This window comes from Thalassomonas sp. RHCl1, from assembly GCF_947387555.1.
Classification (GTDB): domain Bacteria; phylum Pseudomonadota; class Gammaproteobacteria; order Enterobacterales; family Alteromonadaceae; genus Thalassomonas.
This window is the reverse complement of sequence record NZ_CANDNZ010000023.1, coordinates 18,447-42,646: the sequence shown is the minus strand read 5'-3', so window position 1 is coordinate 42,646 and position 24,200 is coordinate 18,447. Positions and strand designations below refer to the sequence as shown.

The window sequence follows — 24,200 nt, the reverse complement described above, 5'->3', positions numbered from 1 at the left end:
TGTATGCGTACAATTCTGTGTTTTTAATGGTTGTTAGGTGTTTTTTATGATATATAGGGGTACAAATAGATCAAGGATTTTATTGTACCCATGACAATGTGGCAGCCCGAGTTAAAACCTTCCAGTTTGGCGAAATATAAACAAGTGGCAGATGCCATTGATGAAGCCGTGGCAAGCGGGGCACTTAAAGCCGGTGAAAAATTACCGCCCCAGCGCAGGTTGGCAGATGCCCTTGGTGTGACTATAGGCACTATCACCCGCTCATATGCCGAGTCGGAGCGGCGCGGTACTGTGGTCGCCAGGGTCGGCAGCGGTACTTATATTAAGCAGGCGGAGCCGGGGCCGTATGTCATGCTAACTGGCGATGACAGCCGTTATGATTTGCGCAGCTCCAAAGCTCCCGCTGGTCCCCAGGAAGATTTGATGGCTCAGGCGCTGACAGAGATTGCCGGGGATCGCCAGTTATTGGCCGCTTGTCTGGATTACCAGCCGGAAACCGGTTTGCAGCATCAAAGACAGCAATTGGCGGATTGGTTAAGCGGGCGTAACCTGGTGTGCAGTGCCGATGAAGTCTTGTTTACTTATGGCGGCCAGCACGGTATTTCCCTGTCGCTGCAAGCGACTTGCCGCAGCGGCGATACCGTTTTATGTGAAGGCTTGTCTTTTCCCGGCATTGCTCTGGCCTGCCAGGAGCAACAACTGAAGTGCCACGGTTTGGCGATGGATGAGCAGGGGGTGTTGCCGCAGGCGTTAATCTCTGCCTGCCAGCAATACAATCCCCGGGTGCTTTACCTGACATCACAAGTGCAAAATCCCAGTTGCGTGCAAATGCCTTTATCGCGAAAACTGGAGCTTATTGCCATTTGCCGGCAATACCAGCTGCTGATCCTGGACGATGATGTTCAGTTTTTACCGGAAAGTGAAAAAGTCAGCAGTTTTTACTTGCTCGCTCCCGAGCTGACCATTTATATCTCCAGCTTTTCCAAGAGTTTTTCCGGCGGGTTGCGCCTGGGTTACCTGGTGGCGCGGAACAGGCTCAGGAGCGGTTTAAGAAAAAGCCTGCGGGCCAGTTGCTGGACCATACCGCCGGTAATGGTAGAGCTGGTATGCCGCTGGCTGACCTCGGGAAAAATGGCCGAACAGGAAGCCTGGCTCACCCGGGAAATGCTGGCCCGGCACCGCATTCTGCAAAAGGAGTTGGCGGGATACCCGTTAATCACCTTGCCTTATGCCTTTAATGCCTGGCTGGCGTTGCCGGAGCACTGGCGGGCGGTAGACTTTGTTCAATATGCCCAAGGGAAAGGTTTATTGCTGCGGGCTGCGGAATCTTATGCCATAGGACGTTTTCCGGCGCCGCAAAATATCCGTATCAGTTTATGTGCTCCCCGCAGCTATGAAAGGTTAAAACAGGCCTTGGTGTTACTGAAACTATGCCTTGAGGATACCCCCGCCAGCGATGAGTTGGTGATGTAGCGCGAGCGTCTGGTTGCAAATTCTTTTAAGTTAAAATCTGCATTTTCTCTAATAAGTTCAAACTTTTGACATTTTTCCTGGCACATTAACTGCATTACCGGGGCAAGTGACTGTTTTAACTATGGAGAGAGACATGAAATTTAAAATGACCAGTCTGGCTTTATTGGTGTCTTTATCGGTAACTGCCGCTGAAACATCGATTGAAGAATATATTGGTAAAATAGCCAATATCTATATCGGCAAATCGGAAACCGTAAAGGTAGGCATAGTTGCAGAAGAAGATAAATATCTCGAGTGCCAGGAAGGTAACTGGCCCCTGAATTTCCAATTGGGACAGGTATACTCGGACAGCTGGTTAGATCTTGTGTCTACCGTCAACCGCACCCAGGAAACCGTGCGTATCGGTTATATCCCGGACAGTGAAAGCAGTTGTGATATTGAATATCTCGCCCTGGTACAGGGGGATGGTATTTCCGGAGTCGATCCCGATGACGGCAGCGCCTCATTGCTGCGCACCGGCGATTACGGCAATATTGCCTTAATAGGCACCAACGGCCTGACGGAGAGCAGTTATAGCGTCAGTGATTTTTATAACAATGATGTCGGCGCGGCGGCTTTTGACGGTTTTACCTATAAAGAGCAGATTAATGACGAAGAAGGCGTGGAGAAACTCGGCCGCGGCTTCTGGATGGTGAAAAAAGAGCTGAATACCGATCACGATCCTGATTTTGTCGAGCCGGAGTACTGGCTGCAGGTGGATTTTGACGGTTTAGTGAAAATCACCGGCTTCCGTGTGGTATTAAACGACCAGTCGCGTCAGTTGGGACGTGGGCCTGAGAAAGTGGTGCTGCAGGTATCCAGTGACGGCGAAACCTTTGTTGATCACGAGTCTTACCTGTTATCCCAGGTCTCGGATCAAATTGCCACCTTAAATACGGCAGTCACTGCCCGTATTGTCAGGCTTAAAGTGGTAACCAACCACGGCGATACTTATATTGAAATTGATGAGTTTGAGCTGTTCTCGGATTTATAATGTCAGTTGGGAAAAATGCCGCCACCGGTGCTTGCCGATGGCGGTTGTGATTTATCGGCTTTAAACCTGATCCAGCATCTTCCCGGCTATTTCTTTTACCAGTTTGGCGCTGACTTGCGCTGTGACTCCATCGATATCCTTATCCGGATTAAATTCGACAATATCGGCTCCCACCAGCGGCATATTGATTTTGTGAATTAAATTGATCACTTCCCGGGTAGAAAAACCTCCGGGTTCGCGGTGAGATACGCCGGGAGCGAAGGCCGGATCCAGGGCGTCAATATCCAGTGACAGGTAAACCGGGCCGTCAAATTCCGGCAATTGCCCGCTTTGCCAGTGGCGCATTTCAATCATTTCCACCTTAAACTTTTGTGCCTGTTCAACCTGATGCTGGTTTAAGGTTCTGATCCCAAGCTGTACCAGGCGCTGACATAAGTTTTCCTCCATTATCCGGGCGAAAGGGCAGGCATTGGATAATCTGTTGCCTTTAAAACTGTCATATAAATCGGAATGGGCATCCAGGTGTAAAATGTTTAATTTCGGGTAATGTCCGGCGTAAGCTCTTAGAATAGGATAACTGATGCTGTGATCTCCACCTAAGGTCAGCAGGCGCATGCCCCGGCTAAGTAAATCCGTGCAGCCTGACTCTATCCCGGAGACGAAATCATGGTTACCTGTTATTTTAAGGTCACCGCAATCTAACCACATCGGGTTATCTTTTAAATTGATCCCATTTTCACAGCCGCTGTTGAGGGAGCCGCTTTGCAAAACACTTCTTATGCTTGCCGGGGCTTTGGCCGGTCCGCGGCTAAAAGATGAATTGTCGTCATAAGGGATCCCCAGCAGGCCAACCTTAGTAGATGTTGTTGTCAAAATTTCTCCTCCCCTGTTTTAGCGCTGATCTTGTGTATAACCCTGTGAGTAAGTTGTTTTTTAGTTCAGGGTAAGTTGTTGTCATCCTGTGTTCAGCTATCGCCGGAACCCGGGAGCCGTCAGTTGATTACATCCTTGATTACTCGGTCGTGTCAATAAGATAAATTGCAGATTTATCATCCCTTGGCTAACTCTATGATTTTTCTGGCTTCACATTTGACGTTAACGGGGAAATAGCAAGTGTGAATAAAATTATGGTTGAAATAATATACGACTGGTCTAATATATTCATACATTTCACTTTGAGAATTGATGATGCCAGAGAAAGACACAGTGGCAAATGAGGCCGTTAAGGGCACCCGGGATATTATTCTGGAAGCAGGCCATAAAGCCATTACCGCCAAAAGTTACCATGCCTGTGGTTTAAAAGAAATCCTGGATCTGGCGGGTGTGCCTAAAGGGTCATTCTATCACTATTTTAAATCAAAAGATGATTTTGGCCTGCAGCTCATTGAAAACTCCACTTGAAAACTCCACCGATGGCTGGAATCAGGAATGCCGGGCTAAATTAACCGACCGCACATATTCGCCGCTAAACCGGCTGAAGAATTACTTTAACGATAAAATCACTTACTTTCTTGAACACGGTTTGTCTTGCGAATGCGCTTTACCGAAGATGGCGCTGGAAACGTCACAATTAAATGAAGTGATGCGCGGGGCGATCAAGTATTCATTTGATTCTATGGCAAGTGTGCTGGCGCAAACCATCAGGGAAGCCCAGGTAGCCGATGAAATAAACTGTAAAGACGATGCCGATATGTTGGCCAACATGATCAACAGTGCGCTCCAGGGCATTATTATCCGGGTGCAAATAGATCAGAGCATAGTGCCGCTGGAGCAATTTGTTGCCCTGATCTTTACCAATATCCTGCAGGAAAAATCCCCAAGTTAAACTTCGGCCCGGCCACGGGCTGTTTTGCTGTTTCTGCAGCAGGCTGTCTCCAGTAAAAGGTTTTGCCTGTTGCTCATTCCACATGCTTTGCTGTTCTTGCAAGCTTATCTCCCCGGCATTATTTCATCACTGTTGATCAGTTTGTTGCAATAAACTGAACACTGGCCCCGGTTTTTAGCTTGTTTTGGACCATGCGGTCTAAATTTTTTAATTTTATTTTAACTAATATTATCAGTTGTTTAGTTGTTTTTGTGGTGAATTAAGCCGCAAAGTTACTTGATCTATTTTCATTTGACACTAGAATGCTAGACGACTGGTCTAATAGTGGCTTGGGTTGTTGAAGTTTTGGCTGAGGGTATCGGGAAATGAAAAAGAGTTTTGCAAAGTTAAATGCCTTAATGGCGGCGCTATTGTTAAGCGGCGTAAGTTATGTCGTGCTGGCACAGCAGGCGGTACTGGTTGAGCCGGTAACCTTATCGGATATGCAACAGCGCGAACGTGTTGTCGGCAATATCAAGGCGGCGGTTGAAGCCGGCGTTTCTGTGCGGGAGTCGAGCAGCGTCGACCAGGTTCTGGTGAATGAAGGAGACAGGGTGAGCTTAGGTGATCTCTTGCTACGCCTGGACAGCCGTCGTTTGCATGCCCAGTCGCTTCAGTTGCAGGCGGAATATGACCGCAGCAAGGCTTTAGTTAAGCAAAGAAAAGCCGAACAAAAGAATTTACAGGAGGATTTAACTGCTTTTACTTATACCGCCGAAAAGAATGCGATTTCAGAACGCCAGTTAAGAAATGTTAAAACCGAATTAGCTGTCGCCGAAGCGGCTTTATCCCAGGCCAATTTCCAGGTAAAAGCGCTGCAGAATGAGCTTGAGCTGCTGAAGATACGTTTGGCGGATACCGAATTGCGGGCGCCTTTTAACGGTTATGTCACCCAAAGGCTGGCTGAACCGGGGGAATGGTTCAACCAGGGAGAAGTGGCGATTGAAATGATCTCCAGCGACCGTCTCGAAGCCTGGCTGGAAGTACCGCAACGCCTGGCTAGCCAGTTGTCTACTACCTCGGAAATTACCCTGGAAGTCAACGGGCAAAGCATCAGCAGCAAGGATTTTAAACTGGTTTCCCAGGTCAATAACCGCAGCCGGACTTTTAATTTAGTGGTTTCCTTCCCGGCGATGCCGAATATTCTTTCCGGTATGGCGGTTACCGGTTGGGTCGCCACTTCAAGTGAAGACCAGGTGCTGGCGGTGTCTAAAAATGCCGTGGTGAATAAAGGCGGCATGACCTTGGTTTATAAAGTTTCCAGTAGTGAAAACGGCTCTGTGGCCACGCCTGTGCCGGTAACTGTGTTATATAAGTCGGCAGAGGTTTATGCCCTGGCGGCCAATAATCAACTGACCCCGGGGGATAAAGTGATTGTTGAAGGCAATGAGCGCCTGATGCCGGGACCGGTAGTGGCGACAGATGCGAAAACCGGCCGGGGATTTGTGGCCTCAAGTGCCCCGCAAAGTTCCGCCAGCATAGGCGCCGGTGAATAAAGAGATAATGTTTTTAGCTATTGCCGGTTTTCGCCGGCAAACATACAGCTGTGACTAGGTAGAGAAAAATGAAATTAATAGATCAAGCGGTCAGGCAACCGATCACGGTTACCGTAGCGGTCGTGTTATCGATATTGGCGGGGATTATTGCTTTTTCCCAGGTGCCGGTGCAAATGACACCTACGGTGGATTCTGTGGTCGTTTCCGTCAACACCTTCTGGGAAAATGCCTCTCCCAATGAGATTGAATCCGATATTATTACCGAGCAGGAGCAGGTCTTAGGAGATGTGACCGGCCTGGCTTCCATGACCAGTATTTCCCAGTCAGGGTCCGGTAGTGTTCGCCTGGAGTTTGAAACCGGTACCGATATCAATTTGGCGATGCAAAGCGTGTTGCAAAAACTGGATGAGGTGCCTGCCTACCCCAGAGGGGTGAGCGAGCCAGTGGTGGAAGCGGTTGATCCTGACTCTGTCGATTACATTGCCTGGGTTGGCCTGGCATCGACGGATCCGAATTTTGATGCCACTACCTTATATGACTTTATGGAATTACGCCTGCGCCCCCGCCTGGAGCGGATCAAAGGGGTGTCTAAGGTCGGCATCGTCGGCGCACGTGAACGGGAATTACAAATTCAGTTTGACCCTGTAGCGCTGGCCAACCGCGGCATTACCTATGCTGAATTTATCAATGCTATCCAGGTGAATAACCAGAATTATTCCGGCGGTAAGTTGCAGGACGGCAAAAATGATATCCGGGTACGTGCCGTGGGCCGATTTACCGATATCAATGTTATCAAAAAACTGGTGATCCGCCGCGATCAAACCGGTCCTGTCTATCTTGAAGATGTTGCCAGCGTGACTGAGTCTTATAAAGAAATGGTCGATTGGGTACGCTCACGAGGCATTCTGATGCCTTTCTTTAACTTTCAGTTGCAATATGGCGCCAACCTGCTGGAAACCATGACGGAAATCAAGGCGGAGATCCGCAGCCTGAATGCGCCGGATGGTCTGTTGGCGCAACATGCGAAAAAACTCGGTATTAACGGTACCTTTGAGCTGATCCAGCCCTGGGATTCTTCTACTTATGTCGAGCGGGCAATCGATCTGGTACAAAGTAATATTTTGATCGGCGGCTTATTGGCCACCCTGACCTTATTATTGTTTTTACGTTCATTCCGTACCATCGGGGTGATCGCCATTGCTATTCCTATTTCTGTCATCGCTTCAGTGGTGGTACTGGTATCCCTGGGACGCTCTATCAATATCGTTTCCCTGGCGGGTATGGCGTTTGCCGTGGGTATGGTAATAGATAATGCCATCGTGGTTATTGAGAACATTTTCCGCCACCTGGAAATGGGCAAGAAACCCTGGCGTGCCAGTATCGACGGCACCAAGGAAGTGGCCAGTGCGGTATTTGCTTCGACCTTAACCACCTTGGTGGTGTTCCTGCCGATCCTCTTTATCCAGGACAGTGCCGGACAGTTATTCCGTGATATTGCTTTGGCGATTATGGCGGCGGTGAGTATCAGCTTTGTGGTTTCCGTACTGGTGATCCCGGCGGCGGCATCAAGCTTTTTACGTCTGCCCGGGAAAACCGCCAAGGATAAACCGGCGTCGAAAGTTGATAAGGTCAGTGGCTTTTTTAATGCCTTGCCCGCTTATGTCAGCCGCCTTGTTGCCAAGCTGATTGTTTCCTGGAAAAGCCGGATAACCGTGGTCTTGACCTTTGCCGTGTTGACGTTTGTCGGCATCTGGGCCTTGATCCCGCCGCTGGATTATTTACCTAAAGGTAACCGTAATGCCGTGTTCGGTGTTTTGATCCCGCCGCCGGGTTATAGCCTGGATCAGATGCAAACCATAGCCAAACGTTTGGAAGGCAGCATCAAGCCGGCATGGGAATATACCGGAGATAAGTTTGTTGCCGAAGCGAAAATCCGCGGCACCGAAAAACCGGATCCCAGCGATCGCCGTCCCGAATTAACCACCATGAGCGGGGAGAAGATCACCGCCCCGGCATTAGAGCACTATTTTGTTGTCGCCATGGGCGGTAAGATGTTTCAGGGGGCCTTGCCTGCCAATGAAGTGACCGCGGTGGATACCATAGATTTGTTTAATTATGCCACCTACGGCGCCCAGGCTCCGGATGTGATCAGCTTTGCCTTCCAGTTTCCGCTGTTTTTAAACGGCGGTACTACGGGCTCCGCCATTAAGATTGACCTGGTGGGGGATGACCTTGAGCTGGTGTCTCAAAGCGCTACCGCATTAATGTTTAGCCTGATGGGCAAATTCGGCCCCTATGGCGTGGTGCCCGAGCCGGCAAACTTCCTGTTGCCGACTCCTGAATTGCGGGTAACACCGGATGATGAGCGCCTGCAGGAAATGGGTATGAACCGCTCGGATGTCGGCATGGCGGTTGCCGCTAACGGCGACGGTTATTTGCTGGTGCGGGGTTTTGAAATCGGCGGCGAGCTTAAAGATATCAAGATCATTTCCCAGCAGGCCAGTGTCGATGCGCCTTTAGATGCCCTGATGCAAACCCCGGTGGCGACACCGGCAGGCAATGTGGTTGACCTGGAAAATATTGCCCGACTGGAACGGGTGCAGGTAGCGGATCAAATTAAACATGCCGACAGGCAAAGGGCGGTAACGCTGCAATTTACCCCGCCAAACGGTATGGCGATGGAAGATGCCATTGCCACCATCAATACTATGGTGGCGGAATTAAGAACGGCAGGACAAATCAATCCAGTGGTGGATATCAACCTTTCCGGCTCTGCCGGTAAGTTAAACGATATCAAGCAGGCATTGATGGGAGACGGTACTCTTTCCGGTTTCCTGATGAGCTCTTTATTCCTGGCGTTAGTGGTGGTGTACCTGGTAATGGCGGTGCTGTTCCAGAACTGGCTCTATCCCGTGGTGATCATGGTAACTGTGCCGTTGGCAACCCTGGGCGGTTTTGCCGGGCTGTCGGCAGTACACAGTTACAGCCTGATTGACCGCTATACCCCGATCCAGAATATGGACGTGTTAACCATTATCGGTTTCGTGATCCTGGCGGGGGTTGTGGTCAACAACGCGATTTTAATCGTGCATCAGGCCATCAACCTGCTTAAAGGCAGATCCGATGACGGTACTGTGACCACAGCATTAACGCCGCAGCAGGCGGTGGTTGAGTCGGTGAAATCCCGGGTACGGCCTATTTTAATGAGCACCCTGACCTCAGTCGGCGGTATGTTACCCCTGGTATTGATGCCGGGAGCCGGTAGCGAACTCTACCGGGGCTTAGGTGCCGTGGTGGTTGGCGGTCTGCTGGTATCGACTATCTTTACCATGTTTTTGGTACCGGTGATCTTGTCGATGATCTTTGAGATCAAAGGCCGTCATGAGCAAACAGCGGATGATGAGTTTGAAGCGGCAGAGCTGACCACGGCTCAGGTTAAATAAGTGATAACCGGGTATTGGCGGGAGTTTAGCTTTAAAGGCGGCTGCCAGGCCCGGGAGTTTTTTGAATTGAAGTAAGTTTTGAATTTTCATCGTTGAACCTTAGTGGTTTTCCCCCTCCGGATAGCGGCTTTCCCAGGACGCAGTGAGGGGATTTTTTTTATTTATGGCAAGAGAAAATCACACGGGAGATAATAGGGAGAATGAAAAGAATCATGAAAAGTAAGTGAGCCAGTATGAAAAGAGTTGTTTTATATAGCATGAGCAAATGTCCCCATTGCGACAGTGCCAAACGTTATTTGGACCAGCAGGGGATCAAATACCGGCTGTGTAATGTAAAAACGCCGCAGGGACAAAAAGAGCTGGCGGCTTTAGGGATGCGGGCGGTACCGGTATTAAAAATCGGCGATCAAATTTTAAATGGTTTTTCGGTGAAGAAATTTAATCAGTTGTTTAAGGGCTAATTTCATCAAGCTTAGCCGTTAGCTTGTTCGTTTATTCTGCTGCTTGTGTTAAAGTTGGTTAGCATAATGTAAGAAAGGTGTAGCGGGTAAAGGATGCAGATCAGCCTCAAATTTATTATAACCGGGATTGTGTTGTTCCTGTTTTCGGGAATTTCTGCTCCTGTTGCTTTGGCGCAAGACCAAGAGAAACTCTCGTCCTTACAGGGGATGTTTGAAGAGGTCAACCGCGAGCCCTGGTTGAGTTACCGGCGTCTTCAGGTGCTGGAACAAGAAGCCGGGCAATGGCCGGATGATGAAAAGTTATGGTTGTTGCTGCGCAAGGCACAGGCCGAGTTATTATTGTATTTAAATGCCGATCTCGATGTGACGGTAAAACAGGCGCAGCAGCTGATCACGGCGCAGACCCCGGCGGAAATATCCGGTGGTTTTAATGTTTATGCCGGTGTATTGGCCCAGCAAAAAGGGCTTTATAGCCAGGCGGTTGATTTCTTTCAACAGGCGTTAACCCAGGCGGAGCAGGCCAATCTCAATCATATTTATATCGTCGGTAAACAGGAACTTGCTTATACCCGCAGCCTGACGGAATTATATCAAACCTCCCTCAAGGAACTTCAGGAAACCTATGTTGAAGCTTTTGCCCTCGGGGATAAGTTTTTGCTGGCGCGGGTAAATGAAACCTATGGCGCCATTTATGGTTATCTCGGCGAATATGAAAAATCGGTGGAATATTATCAAAAAGCGCTGGCGAGCTATGAACAGCTCAGTTACCGGGCGCATATTGCCGATGCCGTGTATGCGCTGGCCACCATCTACCGCTATTGGCAAAAATATCAATTGGCTATCACGACTTTTGAACGTTACCGTACCCTGATTGATTATACCCCGAATCGGGAAGTGGCTTTTTTTGCCGCATATGGCCTGGGCATGACCCTGGCAGAGCAGGGACAGTGTCAGCGGGGTATCGCCATTATCGATGAAGCGTTATCGATCAACGCCCTGGCGGACTATAAAGCCGAACTGTTAAAGCGCAAGGCTGCTTGTTTGATGGATAAAGGCGATTTTTCCGGGGCACAGCAGACCTTGTCGGCAGCCGGGGATATTTTTGCCGGTATGCCCGAACTTAAAGGCACCAAATGGCAACTGGAAGTTGAAAAACTCAGCGCAGAGCTGGCGTATGCCCGGGGAGAAAATGGCCGGGCTTATCAGCTGTTAAACCGCTATCTTGAGCAATATGCTGAACTGCAGCGTAAAAATGCCGATGGTCGTTTGGAAAAAGTGCGTTTAAGCATGGAGCAAAGCCGTAAGGAGCAGGAAGTTTCTTTGCTGCAAAAGCAGCAGGAATTAACCGAACTCAGGCAAGAGCATTCTCAGCTGGAAGACAGGCAACAAAAGTACTTCTTGTTGTTTGCGGTAAGTTTGTCGATTTTCTTTTTAGTGGTTATGGTGTACCAGCGCAAATATAACGATAAAATTCTTGAGTTATCGACCCTGGACCCCTTGTCCAAGGCATATAACCGCCGTTATGTTTTCAATTATCTTAAAAAGTATACCGACGGTACTGTGCCGGAAAAAGGGGAGTTGTCGGTGATCTTGCTTGATATCGATAATTTTAAGCACATCAATGATAATTTTGGCCATCTTGCCGGTGACCAGGTGATCTGCCAGGTGGCACGAGCCGGACAAAAGGTGCTGCGTCAGGGGGATGTGATGGGCCGTATCAGCGGTGAAGAATTTCTTTGTGTGCTGCCGCGGATAAGCCCGGAGCAATGTCGTCAAATTGCCCAAAGGTTGGCCGCCAGTATTAATGATTATATTTTTGAAGTGGGAAATAAAAAACGCTTTTCTGTCAGTGTCAGCATAGGTATTGCCAGCCTTTCCCCCCAATGCAGCGATAGTGTCAGTTTGTATCAGCAGGCGGACTTGGCGCTTTACCGGGCCAAAGAGCAGGGGGCGAACAGCGCCGTGGTCTATCAGCCGGAAATGGCATAACCGGCTTTTGTGATGGAAAAAATTGCGATGGCCAACCTGTGAATCGCCCTGTGGATGAGATCAGCGCCCTGGCACGGCAGGTGATAGGCTTACTTGAGTCTTATATCCATACGCTGGGTTATACCCCGGCGGTACATTTCGAGCTTGAAGGCTGCTATCGCTTTCCTCCTTACCGGGCAAACCAGGAACTGGACTTTGCCCTGCTTAACCGGCAATTGCGCTCCCTTGGCATAGACGCTGAACTGGTGCCGGAATACTGGCGCCATCAGTGGGAGTATGTCTCTGTTTTTAATGGCCAGACGCCGTTGAAGGAAGCCGATAACCTGGCGTTTGCACTGGAGAAATTACCTTATTTATTCGCACAGCAGGGAGTAGAGCAAACCCTGATCAAACCCGTGGTCTGGTGCGGAGATAAGGGGCAACTTGCCTTGGGCAGCAGCAATATTTTTTCCGGTGAGGCCCGGGCGGTGCATATTCCCAATGCGGTGCAAATCAATATCAGCGCCAGCGATGGCAGGGGTGAAAATATTATTGCCAAACATAGCTTTGGCGAATATCTGCAGCAGTGTTTTCTGCAAACCAGTTTAGGTTGTTGTCTGCTTTATCTGCCGGAAGCAGATGCCTTTGAGCGCCTGGCGCTAAAAAGTCGCTATGGTCTGGCAAAAGAGCTTTGCTCGCCGGTGGATATTTCCGGCGGGCATCAGGGCAGCATTGCCTTGTATAAGCAATACGGCAAGCATAATCAGGACATGGGGGTTGAGCCGTTATTATATGATGCCGCCAACCAGGTACTGCTCAGCAGGAAAAACTGGCAAAAAACCGCCCGTATCGAGCACCGGCTGGGGGCTTCGAGTAAGCATTACAACCCTTACCTGAATGTTGTTTTTGCCCTGGCGAATTTAATTGATGCCTTGGAGGTCTATAACAACAAGGGTTGTCAGGCCGGTTTAAAACCGTCATTTGCCCCTGTGAGCCTGCCCGGGGCCCTTAATCACGATAAGGATGGTTTTGATGCCGTCAGTTTGTTTGCCCGCCAGCGCTGGTTCAGTGAGCGTATTAATGCGGTACAGCTTTATATGCAGACGGTAAAGGATATGGCTGATTTATCTGTTGAAAACTCAGGGAAATTAGGGGATAAATTAAAAAACAGTGTCTTAGCTAAATATCAGCAAAAAACGTTTTATTAGAGTAATAGCAAATAATGCGGGTTTGCCGGCAAATGACTTGCGGGCAATAAAAGACAAAAATAACAAGGTGAATACCTGGCCGATGAATATCACGAAACAACAAATGAGGCCTCCGTTACTGACGGGGACATGCGTTAAGCAGAAAAGAGCCGAATTGAAGGCGTATTTTCAAAATAGCTGGGACAGCTATGATTCGTTATTTTCCCTGATCAATGATCCCGAGGCGTTTTATTTGCGTCCGGAAAAGTTACGTCATCCGCTGATTTTTTATTTTGGCCATACTGCGACTTTTTACATCAATAAACTTATCCTGGGCAAATACCTGGATAAACGCATCAATGAAAAGCTTGAAGCCATCTGCGCCGTCGGGGTGGATGAAATGAGCTGGGACGATCTCGACAGCAGCCATTATGACTGGCCGGCGGTTGATGAAGTGGTTGCTTATCGCAAGCAGGTAAAGGCCTTGGTCGAGCAGCTGATCGATACCATGGAATTAAGTTTGCCGATTGCAAAAGACTCCCTCGCCTGGGTGATCCTGATGGGCTGTGAGCATGAGCGTATCCATATTGAAACGTCCTCGGTGATCATGCGGATGTTGCCGCTGCAGTATTTGACGGCGAGTGAGCAGTGGCAGGCCTGCCCCTATAGCGGTGATGCCCCGCAAAATACTTTAGTCGCGGTAGCAGGGAAAACGGTTCATTTAGGCAAGGCCGACAGTGATCACACTTATGGCTGGGATAACGAATACGGGCAGGTAGAGCTTGAGGTCAGGGATTTCCAGGCCTCTAAATACCTGGTGTCGAACCAGGAGTTTTTAGGTTTTGTCGAGGCTGGGGGATATGATAATCCCGCATACTGGAATGAAGAAGGGCAGCAATGGCTGGCCTTTACCCGGGCAAGCATGCCGCGTTTCTGGCTGAAAAAGGGAGACAGCTACTTCCAGCGCAACCTGCTTTCAGAAATGCCTTTGCCGCTGGACTGGCCGGTGGAAGTGAATTACCTGGAAGCGCACGCCTTTTGCCGCTGGAAATCCGGGCGAAGCAGCGGTTATATCCGTTTGCCCACGGAAGCCGAGTGGTATTGTTTACGGGATAAGATCCCAACAGATTTAGTCGACTGGCAGGAAGCCCCCGGCAATATCAATTTGCAGTATTTTGCTTCCTCCTGCCCGGTAAACCGCTTTGAAACCGATGGCCTGTTTGATATTACCGGCAATGTCTGGCAGTGGACAGAATCGGCCATCGACGGTTTTAATGGTTTTGAGGTACACCCCTTATACGATGATTTTTCCACCCCGACTTTTGACGGCAAGCATAACCTAATCAAGGGGGGCTCCTGGATTTCTACCGGCAATGAAGCCTGTAAATCATCCCGTTATGCCTTTCGGCGGCATTTTTTCCAGCATGCCGGTTTCCGTTACATCCACAGTGAGTTTGAGGAAATACCGGCAATTGAGGTTAACCATTATGAAACCAGCTGGGAGATCTGCCGGCAGCTGGAAAACCATTATGGCGAGCCCGGTTTAAACCTGGGGAATTATGCGCAGCAGTTGGCGCAAAAGCTGATTGCTGTTACGGATAAATATGCCATCCCCAGGGGAAAAATGCTGGATCTTGGCTGTAGCGTCGGTCGTTGTGCCTTTGAATTGGCGCCGGATTTTGGCCATATCGATGCGGTAGATTTCTCCGCCCGCTATATTCAGCATGGCGTCAGGTTACAGCAGGGGAACAGTGTCCGTTATACCTGTGAAAATGAAGGGGATATCGTCGACTTTAAGGAGATCAGCCTAACGGGTTTAGGACTGGAAAAGGCTCGGGATAAAATCAACTTTTGCCAGGGAGATGCCGCCAATCTTAAGGCTATATTTAGCGGTTATGATGTTATCCTGGCACAGCAGGTGCTGGAGTTAAGTTATGACCCGCGGCTATTTTTAGCTACGATCAGGCAAAGGCTGAAAGCCGGCGGTTTATTGGTGCTGGTTTCCGATTATGGTTTTAGCGAGCAGATCACTGAAAAAAATAAATGGCTGGGGGGCATTAAGGTCAACGGTGAGAATGTCACCGGCTTTGACGGTTTGCTGCAATATTTAGCGGGAGATTTCAATTTGCTTGAACAGCAGGAGATCACCCGGGTGGTAAAAACCAACCGGCGTAATTACCAGGTGAGCGAACAGCAACTGACGGTGTGGCAGCTGAAAAATGATTAAGGCGCTCTTTCAAGTGTGCAGGTTTATGCCTGGGGGAGTAACATGGAAGCATTAACATTACCGGCGCATATCGCCTATAGCCAGGGCCTTAATACCGAGATTACTTTTAACCTCAGTAACTCCTGCGCCCAGGCGTTGACGGTAGCCCAGCTGTGCCAACTGGCGGATAAAGATCTGGCGGAGCTGCCTTTAACTTATGCTCCCCTGTCGGGGTCGGTGGCGCTAAGGCAGGAAATTGTCCACTTCCATCAGACCCTTAACCGGAAAAGTTATCCATTTGATGAAAGTAATGTGCTGACCTTTTGCGGAGCGCAGGAGGCGCTGGCGGCGATTTATACAAGCCTGCTATCGCCGGGAGATGAGATAGTTGTCTTTACTCCTAATTATCCTTCCCTGGTGACTATGGCGCAGGCAATGGGAGTAAAGGTCAATGCTATCCCCCTGCAAGTCTCGGGTAGCTGGCGTATGGAGACGGAGCAGCTGGTGGCTAAGATGAATGATAATACCAGGTTGATTGTCATTAATTCCCCCCATAACCCCACCGGCAGCATCATCGACAGTGAAGCGGCAAAGCAGGTACTGGCTTCGGCGAAAAAGCACCATTGCTATTTGTTAGCCGATGATGTCACCCAGGCCAGCAACTATAATGACCTGTCGTTGGCTCATGATTATCTCAGCTATGAAAAAAGCCTGGTGGTTGGCGTGATGTCGAAAAGCTTCGGCCTGGCAGGGCTACGTATCGGTTGGGTATTGTCGGGGGATAAAAGCTTATTGGCTAAATTACTGTCGGTTAAAGCCTATGGCTCAATTTGTACCTCGGCCGTGGATGAACAACTGGCATTAATGGCGCTGAAATATAGTGATAATATCCTGGCGCGAAATAACCGAATTATCAGTGACAACATCAATCATTTTCAGCGTTTTGTCGATAGCAATGCCGGATTGTTCTCATGGCAGCCGCCCCAGGCGGGTATTATGACTTTAGTGAGCTCTCATTTAGAAAGGCCTGTCAGCAACTGGGCACCTGAGCTCGCCCGCAAATACAAGGTTTTGTTATTACCGGCGAACCTGTTCGGGGTGGAAGGGGAATATTTTCGTCTTGGCCTTGGGCAATTGAATTTTCCACGGGCTTTATCTCTCTTGCAAGACTTTGTTGATGGCGACAATAGCGAGCATGTTAAGGCATAGCTGTAAACTCTTTGCTCTCTGGTCATTGTTTATTAAAACCTGCTTCTGAAAAATATCTCAGCAGCTTGCCTTGCACTATAGTTATACATAATTTACTGAGTTGGGTAATTTATGTCTCGTTATATTTTTCTGCTACTGCTGTTGTTTATTTTAGTGGATGCACGGGCGCAGCAAGAAATCCGCCTGGCCTATAGCGATACCGAGTCTTACCCCTACCAGTTAGGCACTGGAGCTAAGGTAGCTTCTCCCCCGGGCATTGCTATTGATATTATAAAAACCGCAGCCGAAAAGATCGGTATCAGGGTGATATTTGAACGTTATTCTAATCGCCTGATTTTGAACCATTTACATCATGGGGTGATAGACGGGGTTTTTATTTTTTCCTATCTGAAAGAACGTGAAGTTTTTGGCGTTTATCCGATGAAAGCCGGTTTGCCGGATGTTAATAAACGTATCGCCCAGATCAGTTATTTTCTTTACCGCAATAAAGGCTCAAAGGCTGATTGGGACGGTAAACGCTTTATGCCTGAAGGGGTGTCTGTTGCCACACAGTCGGGTTTCTCCATTAATGCGATGTTACGCGCTCACCGCCTGGCGGTGGCTGAAGTGAAAGATGTCGATCAGCTCTACCGGTTATTAAAATCCGGCCGGGTAGATGCGGTGGCAACTCAGGATATTTTGTTGGATCCTTATCTTAAGGCACAGCAGATCACTGATATCGAAAGGGATTGGCCACCACTGGAAACCCGGGATTATTATTTGATGTTAAGTCACCAATTTTACCATAAGCATGCTCAGTTGGCGGAAAAGCTATGGCAGGAGGTAGCGAATGCCAGAAAAACCTTGCTTCCTGACATTCGGCCAATATCAAAGTAGCTTGGCTTATCTTATTCGCTTAAAGCGAATGGCGGTACCGCCACTGGCGGCGAGCGACAAAGTCAGTTTATCTTTGGCTGTCACTGTTTTTTGTTCTATCACTAAGTCATATGGGTTATTTAACCAATGCGCCTTTGCGCCGTCCCGGTAAATTTGTGCCTGGTATTGCGTGCCGCTTTCGAGAAAGCTTAGCGGTATTTCAATCTCTCGGGCCTGTTCGTCGGTTAAGGCACCCAGATACCAATCCTTGCCATTTCGCTCCTGGCGGGCAAAAACCACATAATCACCTACCTCACCGGCAAGTGCCTGACTTTGCTGCCAGTCGGCAGGCACGTCCTTGATAAACTGGAATGCCGGCAGGTTTGCCTGATAGTTTCTCGGCAGATCCGCTGCCATCTGCACCGGACTGTATAACACTACGTATAAAGCTAACTGCTTGGCTAAAGTGGTTTGCGGCCGTATACCGGTTTTTTCCGGGTTGTCGTTATTAAAGTCGAAATTAAAGATCCCCGGAGTAAAGTCCATCGGCCCGGCAAGCATGCGGGTAAAAGGCAACATAGCGGTATGTTCGGGACCGTTGGCGGGATTGGCCCAGGCATTAAACTCCTGTCCCCGTGCCCCTTCGCGAGTGAGCCAGTTAGGGTAAGTGCGCCTTAGCCCGGTGTCTTTGATCGGCTCATGGGTGTTGATGCTGATCTTGCGTTTGGCGGCTTCTTTTACGCTGTGCAAATATTCTCCGATAGTGAACTGGCCGTCGTGCCATTCATGGCGTGCCACGCCGTTCTCATCTATACGTTTGATATCGCCGCCATCGGCGACATAGCCGGTCTTTATCTGGCTGACATGGTGCTTTTGGTATAAGTCATAGGCGTTATCCAGCTGGTTGCGGTAGTTAGTCACGCTGCCGGAGGTTTCATGGTGGCCGATAAGTCTTACACCTAATTTTTGGCCATAGTCGGTGACGGCTTTCAGGTCAAAATCATCATAACTTCGGGTAAAATTAAAGATATCACCGTTAAAGAACCAGTCGCCGTCCCAGCCGATATTCCAGCCTTCCACCAGTACGCCGTCGAAGCCGTTTTCGGCAGCAAAATCCATATAGCGTTTGGTTTCACTTGTGGTGGCACCATGGCGGTCGCCGCTGCCCCAAGTGGTTTCATTGATATGCATGCCCCACCAGATACCTATATATTTACCGGGTTTGATCCAGGAAGTATCGGCGATTTTACTGGGTTCATTCAGGTTTAAGATTAAGTCTGAATTGAGTAAACCGACAGCGTCCGGACTAACTTGTATCGTGCGCCAGGGGGTATGAAAATCGGTTTTTGTTTTTACCAAAATGCCGTCGGACCAGGGGGTTAAATCAGCTTTGAGTCTCCCTGTTCTTTGCTGGTTTAATGTCATGGCGGCGTAATCCACCAGTGCGGCTTCATGGATACTGACATGTACCCGGCTTTTTAGTTTGAAGGTGAAAGGAGTATGGACGCGGTCGATGTCGGATAAGGGCGTAGTGTTATACAGGTATTCATAGCGGTTCCAGCCGCGGGCAGGGATCCACCAGGCGGTGGTTTGCTCTGCCTCTGGAATATTAAATTCGGTTAATTCATCGGTAATTTCAACCTTACCCGTCAGGCCGTTTTGTTTTGGCACCTCATAACGAAAACCTAAACCGTCGTTAAAGACCCGAAATCGTACCTGATAGTGGTTGCTGAGCTGTCGCGATGAGTTAAAGCGGACCAGCAGCTCGTTGTGGTGATCAACTACCGTTTGCCGCTCTCCCCAGGGTTGTTGCCAGCTGCTGTTAACCTGGTTGTTTTCAACTGAGGCTATGGTAAAGCTGGTATCAAAACCGGGCACGGCTTTAAAGGCCATACCCAGTTGGGAAGGTTCGATCACTGTCTGTCCTTTGAAGCTGACCCGGTAGCTTGGGCCGTTATCATCGTTGACGGCTAGGGTGATGCTGCCGTCGGGAGAGCTGATATTAACGCTTTTGGCAGTTGCCTGTTGCGGTAATAAGCTAAAACTCAGGGTGAACACTACTGCTGCGGCTCTTATAGATAAAGGGCTGGCTAACTTACTTCGAAAAAACGTCATTATGATCCCGATTGTGATTATGCTGGTGAACCAGTGTAAAACGTCATCAGAAATTTGGCAGGGGGCTGCATACGTATTCAACTTCGCCTGAGGTGATATTTTCTCTTGGGATGTTTATTTTAAGGAATAACAATAATAAGGAACTCCAGCAAGATGAAAAACTCCGATAAGCATTCAAAGCGGCTCAGAACCTGTGTGTTCGGCTCTTTGGTTATTACCGCCGCTCTGGCCTTGGCGGGATGTAATACCAGTGATGCCAGCATTACCACAGACTTATCCGGACAAGAGCGGGGGCCTGAGATTAATACCGTAACTCTTGGAGATAACCAGGTTGCCATTTATTACCGCCGGGAAGACGGGGACTATGACGGTTGGGGGCTGCATTTATGGAATGGCGAAGGTTGCGGTGATTATGCCGGAGCCACCCTGAATTCTCCTCACTTTAGCCAGTGGCAGGATCCCTATCCCTATGCCGGTATCAGTGACGACTATGGTGCTTATTATTTGCTGGATTACCAGGAGGGCAGCGGTGACTGCCTCAATTTTATTGTCCATAAAGGCGATGACAAGGCGCTGGGAGATAACAACTCCAGTTTTGATTTAAGCCAAGCAAGCCGGCATGCCTTTACTTTTCACGGCCAAAGCAAAGTACTCTATGAGGCCGGCGCAACGATTTCGGTTACCTTGAGCGGGGCCGCGGCCCACTGGGTGGATCAACAGACCCTGGCCTGGACTCCGGGAGTCAACTTTGCTGTTGTTGAACTTTATAGCTCGGAAACGGCAGATATCAGCCTTGATGAAACCAGCAAACAGATCACTGGCGGCCAGGGCTATGCACTGTCTCCGGTGGCGACTTTTTCGCAATCGGTTTATGACAAGTTTCCCCATTTATCGGAGTTTTTCGGCTGGCAGCTGCCACCGGACCTTGAGGTGAAACCCCTGCTTAAGGAGCAGCTGATTGCCGTAGCCAAAAATGATGCCGGTGAAGTGGTGGCCATGACCCGGGTACAGATTCCCGGGGTATTGGACGATGTTTATACCGCTGGTGAAAATGATGCCGATGAGCAAACGCTCGGGCTGAGTTTTGATAACGGTATCGCTTTTTCTCTTTGGGCGCCAACGGCGCAAAGCGTGAAGTTGCAGTTGTTTGATGAAAACTTCCAGCCTTTAGGCGGTACCCCGTTTCCGATGACGGAAGACGATAACGGCATCTGGCATTATGCCGGGGGCGGTGCAGCTGAGTTATATTATTACCGCTATGAAATTACCGCCTATCATCCTGTGTCCAACCAGATGGAGACTATGGTGGTTACCGATCCTTATTCCCTGAGCCTGTCCACCAACAGTCTTTATTCCCAGGTGGTCAATCTCAGTGAAGAGTACAGCCAACCGCAGGGCTGGAGTGAACATCAGGTGCCGGCCATCGCGGTGCCGGAAGATATCATGATTTACGAAGCCCATGTCAGGGATTTCAGCGCCTTTGAGCAAAACCTCTCGGATGAAAGTGCCAAGGGAAAATATGCCGCCTTTAGCGAAAGCGACTCGGACGGCATCAAACACTTGAAAGCCCTGCAAGCGGCCGGCATGAACCATTTTCATTTGCTGCCGATATTCGATATTGCGACGGTCAATGAAGATGCTGACAATGTGGTTGATCTAGACAGCAGCATCGGCCATTTATGCAGCATCAACGCGGGCGCGCAGATTTGCAGCTCTGATGTCAATCAAGCGCAGACCGTGGCGCAAGTGTTGGCTGCTTATTCCCCCGCAGGGGAGGAAGCCCAGGCTTTAGTTAATGAATTACGTTCCCTGGACAGCTTTAACTGGGGTTATGACCCCTTCCACTATACCGTGCCCGAAGGCAGTTATGCGAAAAATCCCCAAGGAGTATCCCGCATTAAAGAATTCCGCCAGATGGTGATGGCCTTGCACGATCTCGGCTACCGGGTGGTGATGGATGTAGTCTATAACCACACCAATGCCTCGGGTTTAAACGATCGCTCGGTGCTGGATAAGGTCGTACCCGGCTATTACCACCGTCTGGATCCGTTAACCGGAAATGTCCAGATGTCCACTTGCTGTGACAACACCGCCACCGAGCACAGAATGATGGCGAAATTAATGACCGACTCTTTGGTGATCTGGGCCCGGGATTACCGCATCGACGGTTTCCGTTTTGATTTGATGGGACACCAGCCCAAAGCTGCCATGCTGGCGGCCCGCGAAGCCGTGTGGGCGGTGGACAGCGATAACTACTTTTACGGCGAAGGCTGGAATTTCGGTGAAGTTGCCAATGATGCCCTGTTTGAACAGGCGGGGCAGGTCAATATGGCCGGTACGTCAATCGGGACTTTTTCCGATCGCCTGCGTGATGCGGTGCGTGGCGGCGGGCCCTTTGAAGGGGGCGAACAGCTGCGCAGCAACCAGGGATTGGGTAACGGTCTAGGGGTCAATGCCAATGAACTTGCCAGTGACTATCAGGCCGAGCATGAATTATCCATGGATCAGGCCAGGGTTTCGCTGGCGGGCAACCTGGTGGACTTTGTCCTGCTCGATAGCAGCGGCAATACCGTCACCGGCGAGCAGGTGCCTTATCACGACCAGGCCACGGCTTATGCCTTAGATCCGGCGGATATGATCAACTATGTCTCCAAACATGATAATCAGACCCTGTGGGACAATAACCAGTACCGTATCCCTTATGGCACCAGTACCGCAGATCGGGTGCGTTTACAGTTATTGTCTTTGGCTTATCCGGTTTATGCCCAGGGCATTCCCTTCTTCCAAATGGGCTCTGAGCTGTTACGTTCCAAGTCCATGGCCCGCGACAGCTTTGATTTCGGCGACTGGTTTAACAAGGTCGATTTTTCCAAACAAGGCAATAACTACCATGTCGGCCTGCCGCCGGCGGAAAAAGATCAGGACAACTGGCCCTTGATATCACAAGTAGTGGCCAATAATAACGGTCTGGATATTCCCTCGCCGCAAGACATCAGCACCAGCAGTGCTGTCTTTATGGATATGCTGAAAATCCGCAGCAGCAGTGAATTGTTTCGCCTGCGCACTGCTACGGATATCATGCAAAGGGTAGATTTTCGTAATGTCGGTCCGGACCAGGTATCGGGGCTGATAGTGATGTCCATCGACGACGGGGCTAATGTGGCAGATCTCGATGCTAACTATGATGCTGTAGTGGTGATCTTTAACCATGACGACCAAAGCCAGAGTTTCCATTTAGCCGGCAGCCAGGGGTTTAGCCTGCATGACGTCCAGCAGCAAGGGGCGGATGGGCAGGTTAAACAGGCAACATTTGCTGACGGTACCTTTATTATTCCGCCGTTATCGGTGGCGGTTTTTGTCCAGCCGCAGGGAGTTAGCCAGGGAGTAGGTTTGGCGGTGAATACCGACAATAAGGATTACAGCAATATCAAACCTTTTGGCAGCAGCCGGGTTTACTTGCGCGGAGACATGAATGGCTGGGGACTAGATCATGAGCTGACCTTTGACGGCAATGGAGACTACCGGGTAGCGGTTAACCTGGAAGCGGGGACATATCAGTTTAAGATTGCCGATGCTGCCTGGAGTGCGATCAATTATGGCATCAGCGCAGATCAGGCAAATGTGCCGCTGGAGCAGAGCCGGGTATTACAAGCGGGCCTGGGGAATATTGAGCTGACGGTTGAGCGTGCCGGCAGTTATCAGTTTACCTTTAATGCTTTGGACAAAGCGGCGGTGAATATACAAATCAAAGAGGTAGACCCTGCCGCCCCTTACGGTGAAACAGCCCTTTATTTACGCGGCAGCATGAATGAATGGAGCACGGTAAATGCTTTTCGCTACCTGGGGGATTATCAATATCAATTGGCGCTTGCCCTGGAAGCGGGTAGCTACCAGTTTAAAATTGCGGATATGAACTGGTCGGCAGCGACCAATTTTGGCGGTGATGGCGTCAGCATAACCCCGGGAGAAAGTCTGCAGTTGAGTTTGCTTGCCGGAGGAGAAGATCTTGTTCTGGAAATTAACGAAGCCGGCGACTATCTGTTTTCGTTAAATGCCTTCGAACAACAGGCGCCGGTATTGACGTTAACTGAGTTTAGTCCGGCCTTTAGTGCTACCGAGTTCTATTTGCGCGGCACCATGAATAACTGGAACAGCGCTCAGGTGTTTGATTACCTCGGAGGCGGCCTCTATTTAACTTCGCTTGAGCTGGCAGAGCAGATATACCAGTTTAAAGTGGCGGATGAAAACTGGCAGGCAGTTAACTTTGGCGCCGACGACGGCGAGCTAACCCTAAATCAGGCCAAACCTCTGGTTGCCAACCAGGGAGATTTATCCCTGAATATTGAGACCGGCGGCCGTTATGATTTCTTGTTTGATGTCCTGGAGGCGCAAAATCCGCTATTAACCGTCAGCAAAAGCCCAAGTGCCAATTGTCTGTTGCCGGACAGTACCGAGCTGGGGCCTTTGGCGGATACCGGAATTTTTGTCCGCGGCGATTTAACACAGTGGCAGCCGTTGGCTGACTATCAGCTCAGTTATAAAGGGAATAACCGCTACCAGGTAAAAATTAACAGCCCGGGAGAAATTAACTTTAAGCTGGCGGATAATTCCAATGACTGGCAGCTGCAGTATTTTGTCGGTGAACCGGGCCAGCTGACACATGACCTTCAGGCCGGTGTTGTTTACCCGCTTTACCGGGGGGATGGCGGCACAGACAACAACTCCGCTACTTTGAGTGTTGCCGATTACAGTTTTACGCTGACTTTAGATGCTCCCCTGGTGAGTGAAGGGCAGGCGGGGACCCTGGTTATTGAACAATGTGACGATTGAACAAGGTAATTGTTGAGCACAGAAGGGAAGCCAAAACGGCTTCCCTTTTTAATACAGGAA

At 49.6% G+C, this 24,200-nt stretch carries 15 protein-coding genes; 13 read left to right on the top strand and 2 right to left on the bottom strand.

Going from position 1 to position 24,200, the window contains the following annotated elements; genetic code table 11:
• Positions 1–90: 90 nt before the first annotated feature.
• Both QL234_RS30485 and QL234_RS30480 read left to right on the top strand, forming a co-directional pair.
• Positions 91–1,473, top strand: coding sequence for a PLP-dependent aminotransferase family protein (locus tag QL234_RS30485; RefSeq protein ID WP_281561497.1), 1,383 nt, complete (start codon positions 91–93; stop codon positions 1,471–1,473).
• A 133-nt stretch (positions 1,474–1,606) separates the two neighbouring features.
• Positions 1,607–2,506: a discoidin domain-containing protein gene (locus tag QL234_RS30480; RefSeq protein WP_281561496.1), complete on the top strand. Its 900-nt coding sequence runs from the start codon at positions 1,607–1,609 to the stop codon at positions 2,504–2,506.
• A 60-nt stretch (positions 2,507–2,566) separates the two neighbouring features.
• Here the strand turns inward: QL234_RS30480 and speB are convergent, their stop codons facing one another.
• Positions 2,567–3,379, bottom strand: coding sequence for an agmatinase (speB, locus tag QL234_RS30475; RefSeq protein ID WP_281561495.1), 813 nt, complete (start codon positions 3,377–3,379; stop codon positions 2,567–2,569).
• Between the two features lie 333 nt (positions 3,380–3,712).
• Between speB and QL234_RS30470 the strand changes: the two genes are divergently transcribed.
• The 10 genes from QL234_RS30470 (at position 3,713) to QL234_RS30425 (ending at position 17,216) form a co-directional block, all read left to right on the top strand.
• Complete coding sequence (locus QL234_RS30470) at positions 3,713–3,907, top strand: TetR/AcrR family transcriptional regulator (RefSeq protein ID WP_281561494.1); 195 nt, start codon at positions 3,713–3,715, stop codon at positions 3,905–3,907.
• Positions 3,891–4,331 carry a TetR family transcriptional regulator C-terminal domain-containing protein gene (locus QL234_RS30465; RefSeq protein WP_281561493.1) on the top strand — a complete coding sequence of 147 codons (441 nt, stop codon included), beginning with the start codon at positions 3,891–3,893 and terminating at the stop codon, positions 4,329–4,331. The genes QL234_RS30470 and QL234_RS30465 overlap by 17 nt, the downstream gene beginning before the upstream one ends.
• A 365-nt stretch (positions 4,332–4,696) precedes the next feature.
• Complete coding sequence (locus tag QL234_RS30460) at positions 4,697–5,866, top strand: efflux RND transporter periplasmic adaptor subunit (protein ID WP_281561492.1); 1,170 nt, start codon at positions 4,697–4,699, stop codon at positions 5,864–5,866.
• A 68-nt stretch (positions 5,867–5,934) separates the two neighbouring features.
• A complete protein-coding gene (locus tag QL234_RS30455) occupies positions 5,935–9,309 on the top strand; it encodes an efflux RND transporter permease subunit (protein WP_281561491.1) in 3,375 nt (1,124 codons plus the stop codon).
• A gap of 233 nt (positions 9,310–9,542) precedes the next feature.
• Positions 9,543–9,770, top strand: coding sequence for a glutaredoxin family protein (locus tag QL234_RS30450; RefSeq protein ID WP_281561490.1), 228 nt, complete (start codon positions 9,543–9,545; stop codon positions 9,768–9,770).
• 132 nt (positions 9,771–9,902) lie between these two features.
• Positions 9,903–11,759, top strand: coding sequence for a tetratricopeptide repeat-containing diguanylate cyclase (locus QL234_RS30445; protein ID WP_281561489.1), 1,857 nt, complete (start codon positions 9,903–9,905; stop codon positions 11,757–11,759).
• A gap of 38 nt (positions 11,760–11,797) precedes the next feature.
• Entirely contained in the window at positions 11,798–12,946 is a 1,149-nt protein-coding gene (locus tag QL234_RS30440; protein WP_281561488.1) for a hypothetical protein, read from the top strand.
• Between the two features lie 103 nt (positions 12,947–13,049).
• Positions 13,050–15,152 carry a 5-histidylcysteine sulfoxide synthase gene (ovoA, locus tag QL234_RS30435; protein WP_281561521.1) on the top strand — a complete coding sequence of 701 codons (2,103 nt, stop codon included), beginning with the start codon at positions 13,050–13,052 and terminating at the stop codon, positions 15,150–15,152.
• A 42-nt stretch (positions 15,153–15,194) separates the two neighbouring features.
• The gene (locus QL234_RS30430) at positions 15,195–16,340 is read left to right on the top strand and encodes an aminotransferase class I/II-fold pyridoxal phosphate-dependent enzyme (protein WP_281561487.1); all 1,146 of its coding nucleotides are present in this window, start codon (positions 15,195–15,197) and stop codon (positions 16,338–16,340) included.
• Between the two features lie 111 nt (positions 16,341–16,451).
• A complete protein-coding gene (locus QL234_RS30425) occupies positions 16,452–17,216 on the top strand; it encodes a transporter substrate-binding domain-containing protein (protein ID WP_281561486.1) in 765 nt (254 codons plus the stop codon).
• Positions 17,217–17,222: 6 nt separating this feature from the next.
• Here the strand turns inward: QL234_RS30425 and QL234_RS30420 are convergent, their stop codons facing one another.
• The gene (locus QL234_RS30420; RefSeq protein ID WP_281561485.1) at positions 17,223–19,310 is read right to left on the bottom strand and encodes a glycoside hydrolase family 97 protein; all 2,088 of its coding nucleotides are present in this window, start codon (positions 19,308–19,310) and stop codon (positions 17,223–17,225) included.
• Between the two features lie 153 nt (positions 19,311–19,463).
• Here QL234_RS30420 and pulA point away from each other — a divergent pair, with 153 nt between their 5' ends.
• Positions 19,464–24,140: a pullulanase-type alpha-1,6-glucosidase gene (pulA, locus tag QL234_RS30415; protein ID WP_281561484.1), complete on the top strand. Its 4,677-nt coding sequence runs from the start codon at positions 19,464–19,466 to the stop codon at positions 24,138–24,140.
• The last annotated feature ends 60 nt before the right edge of the window (positions 24,141–24,200 follow it).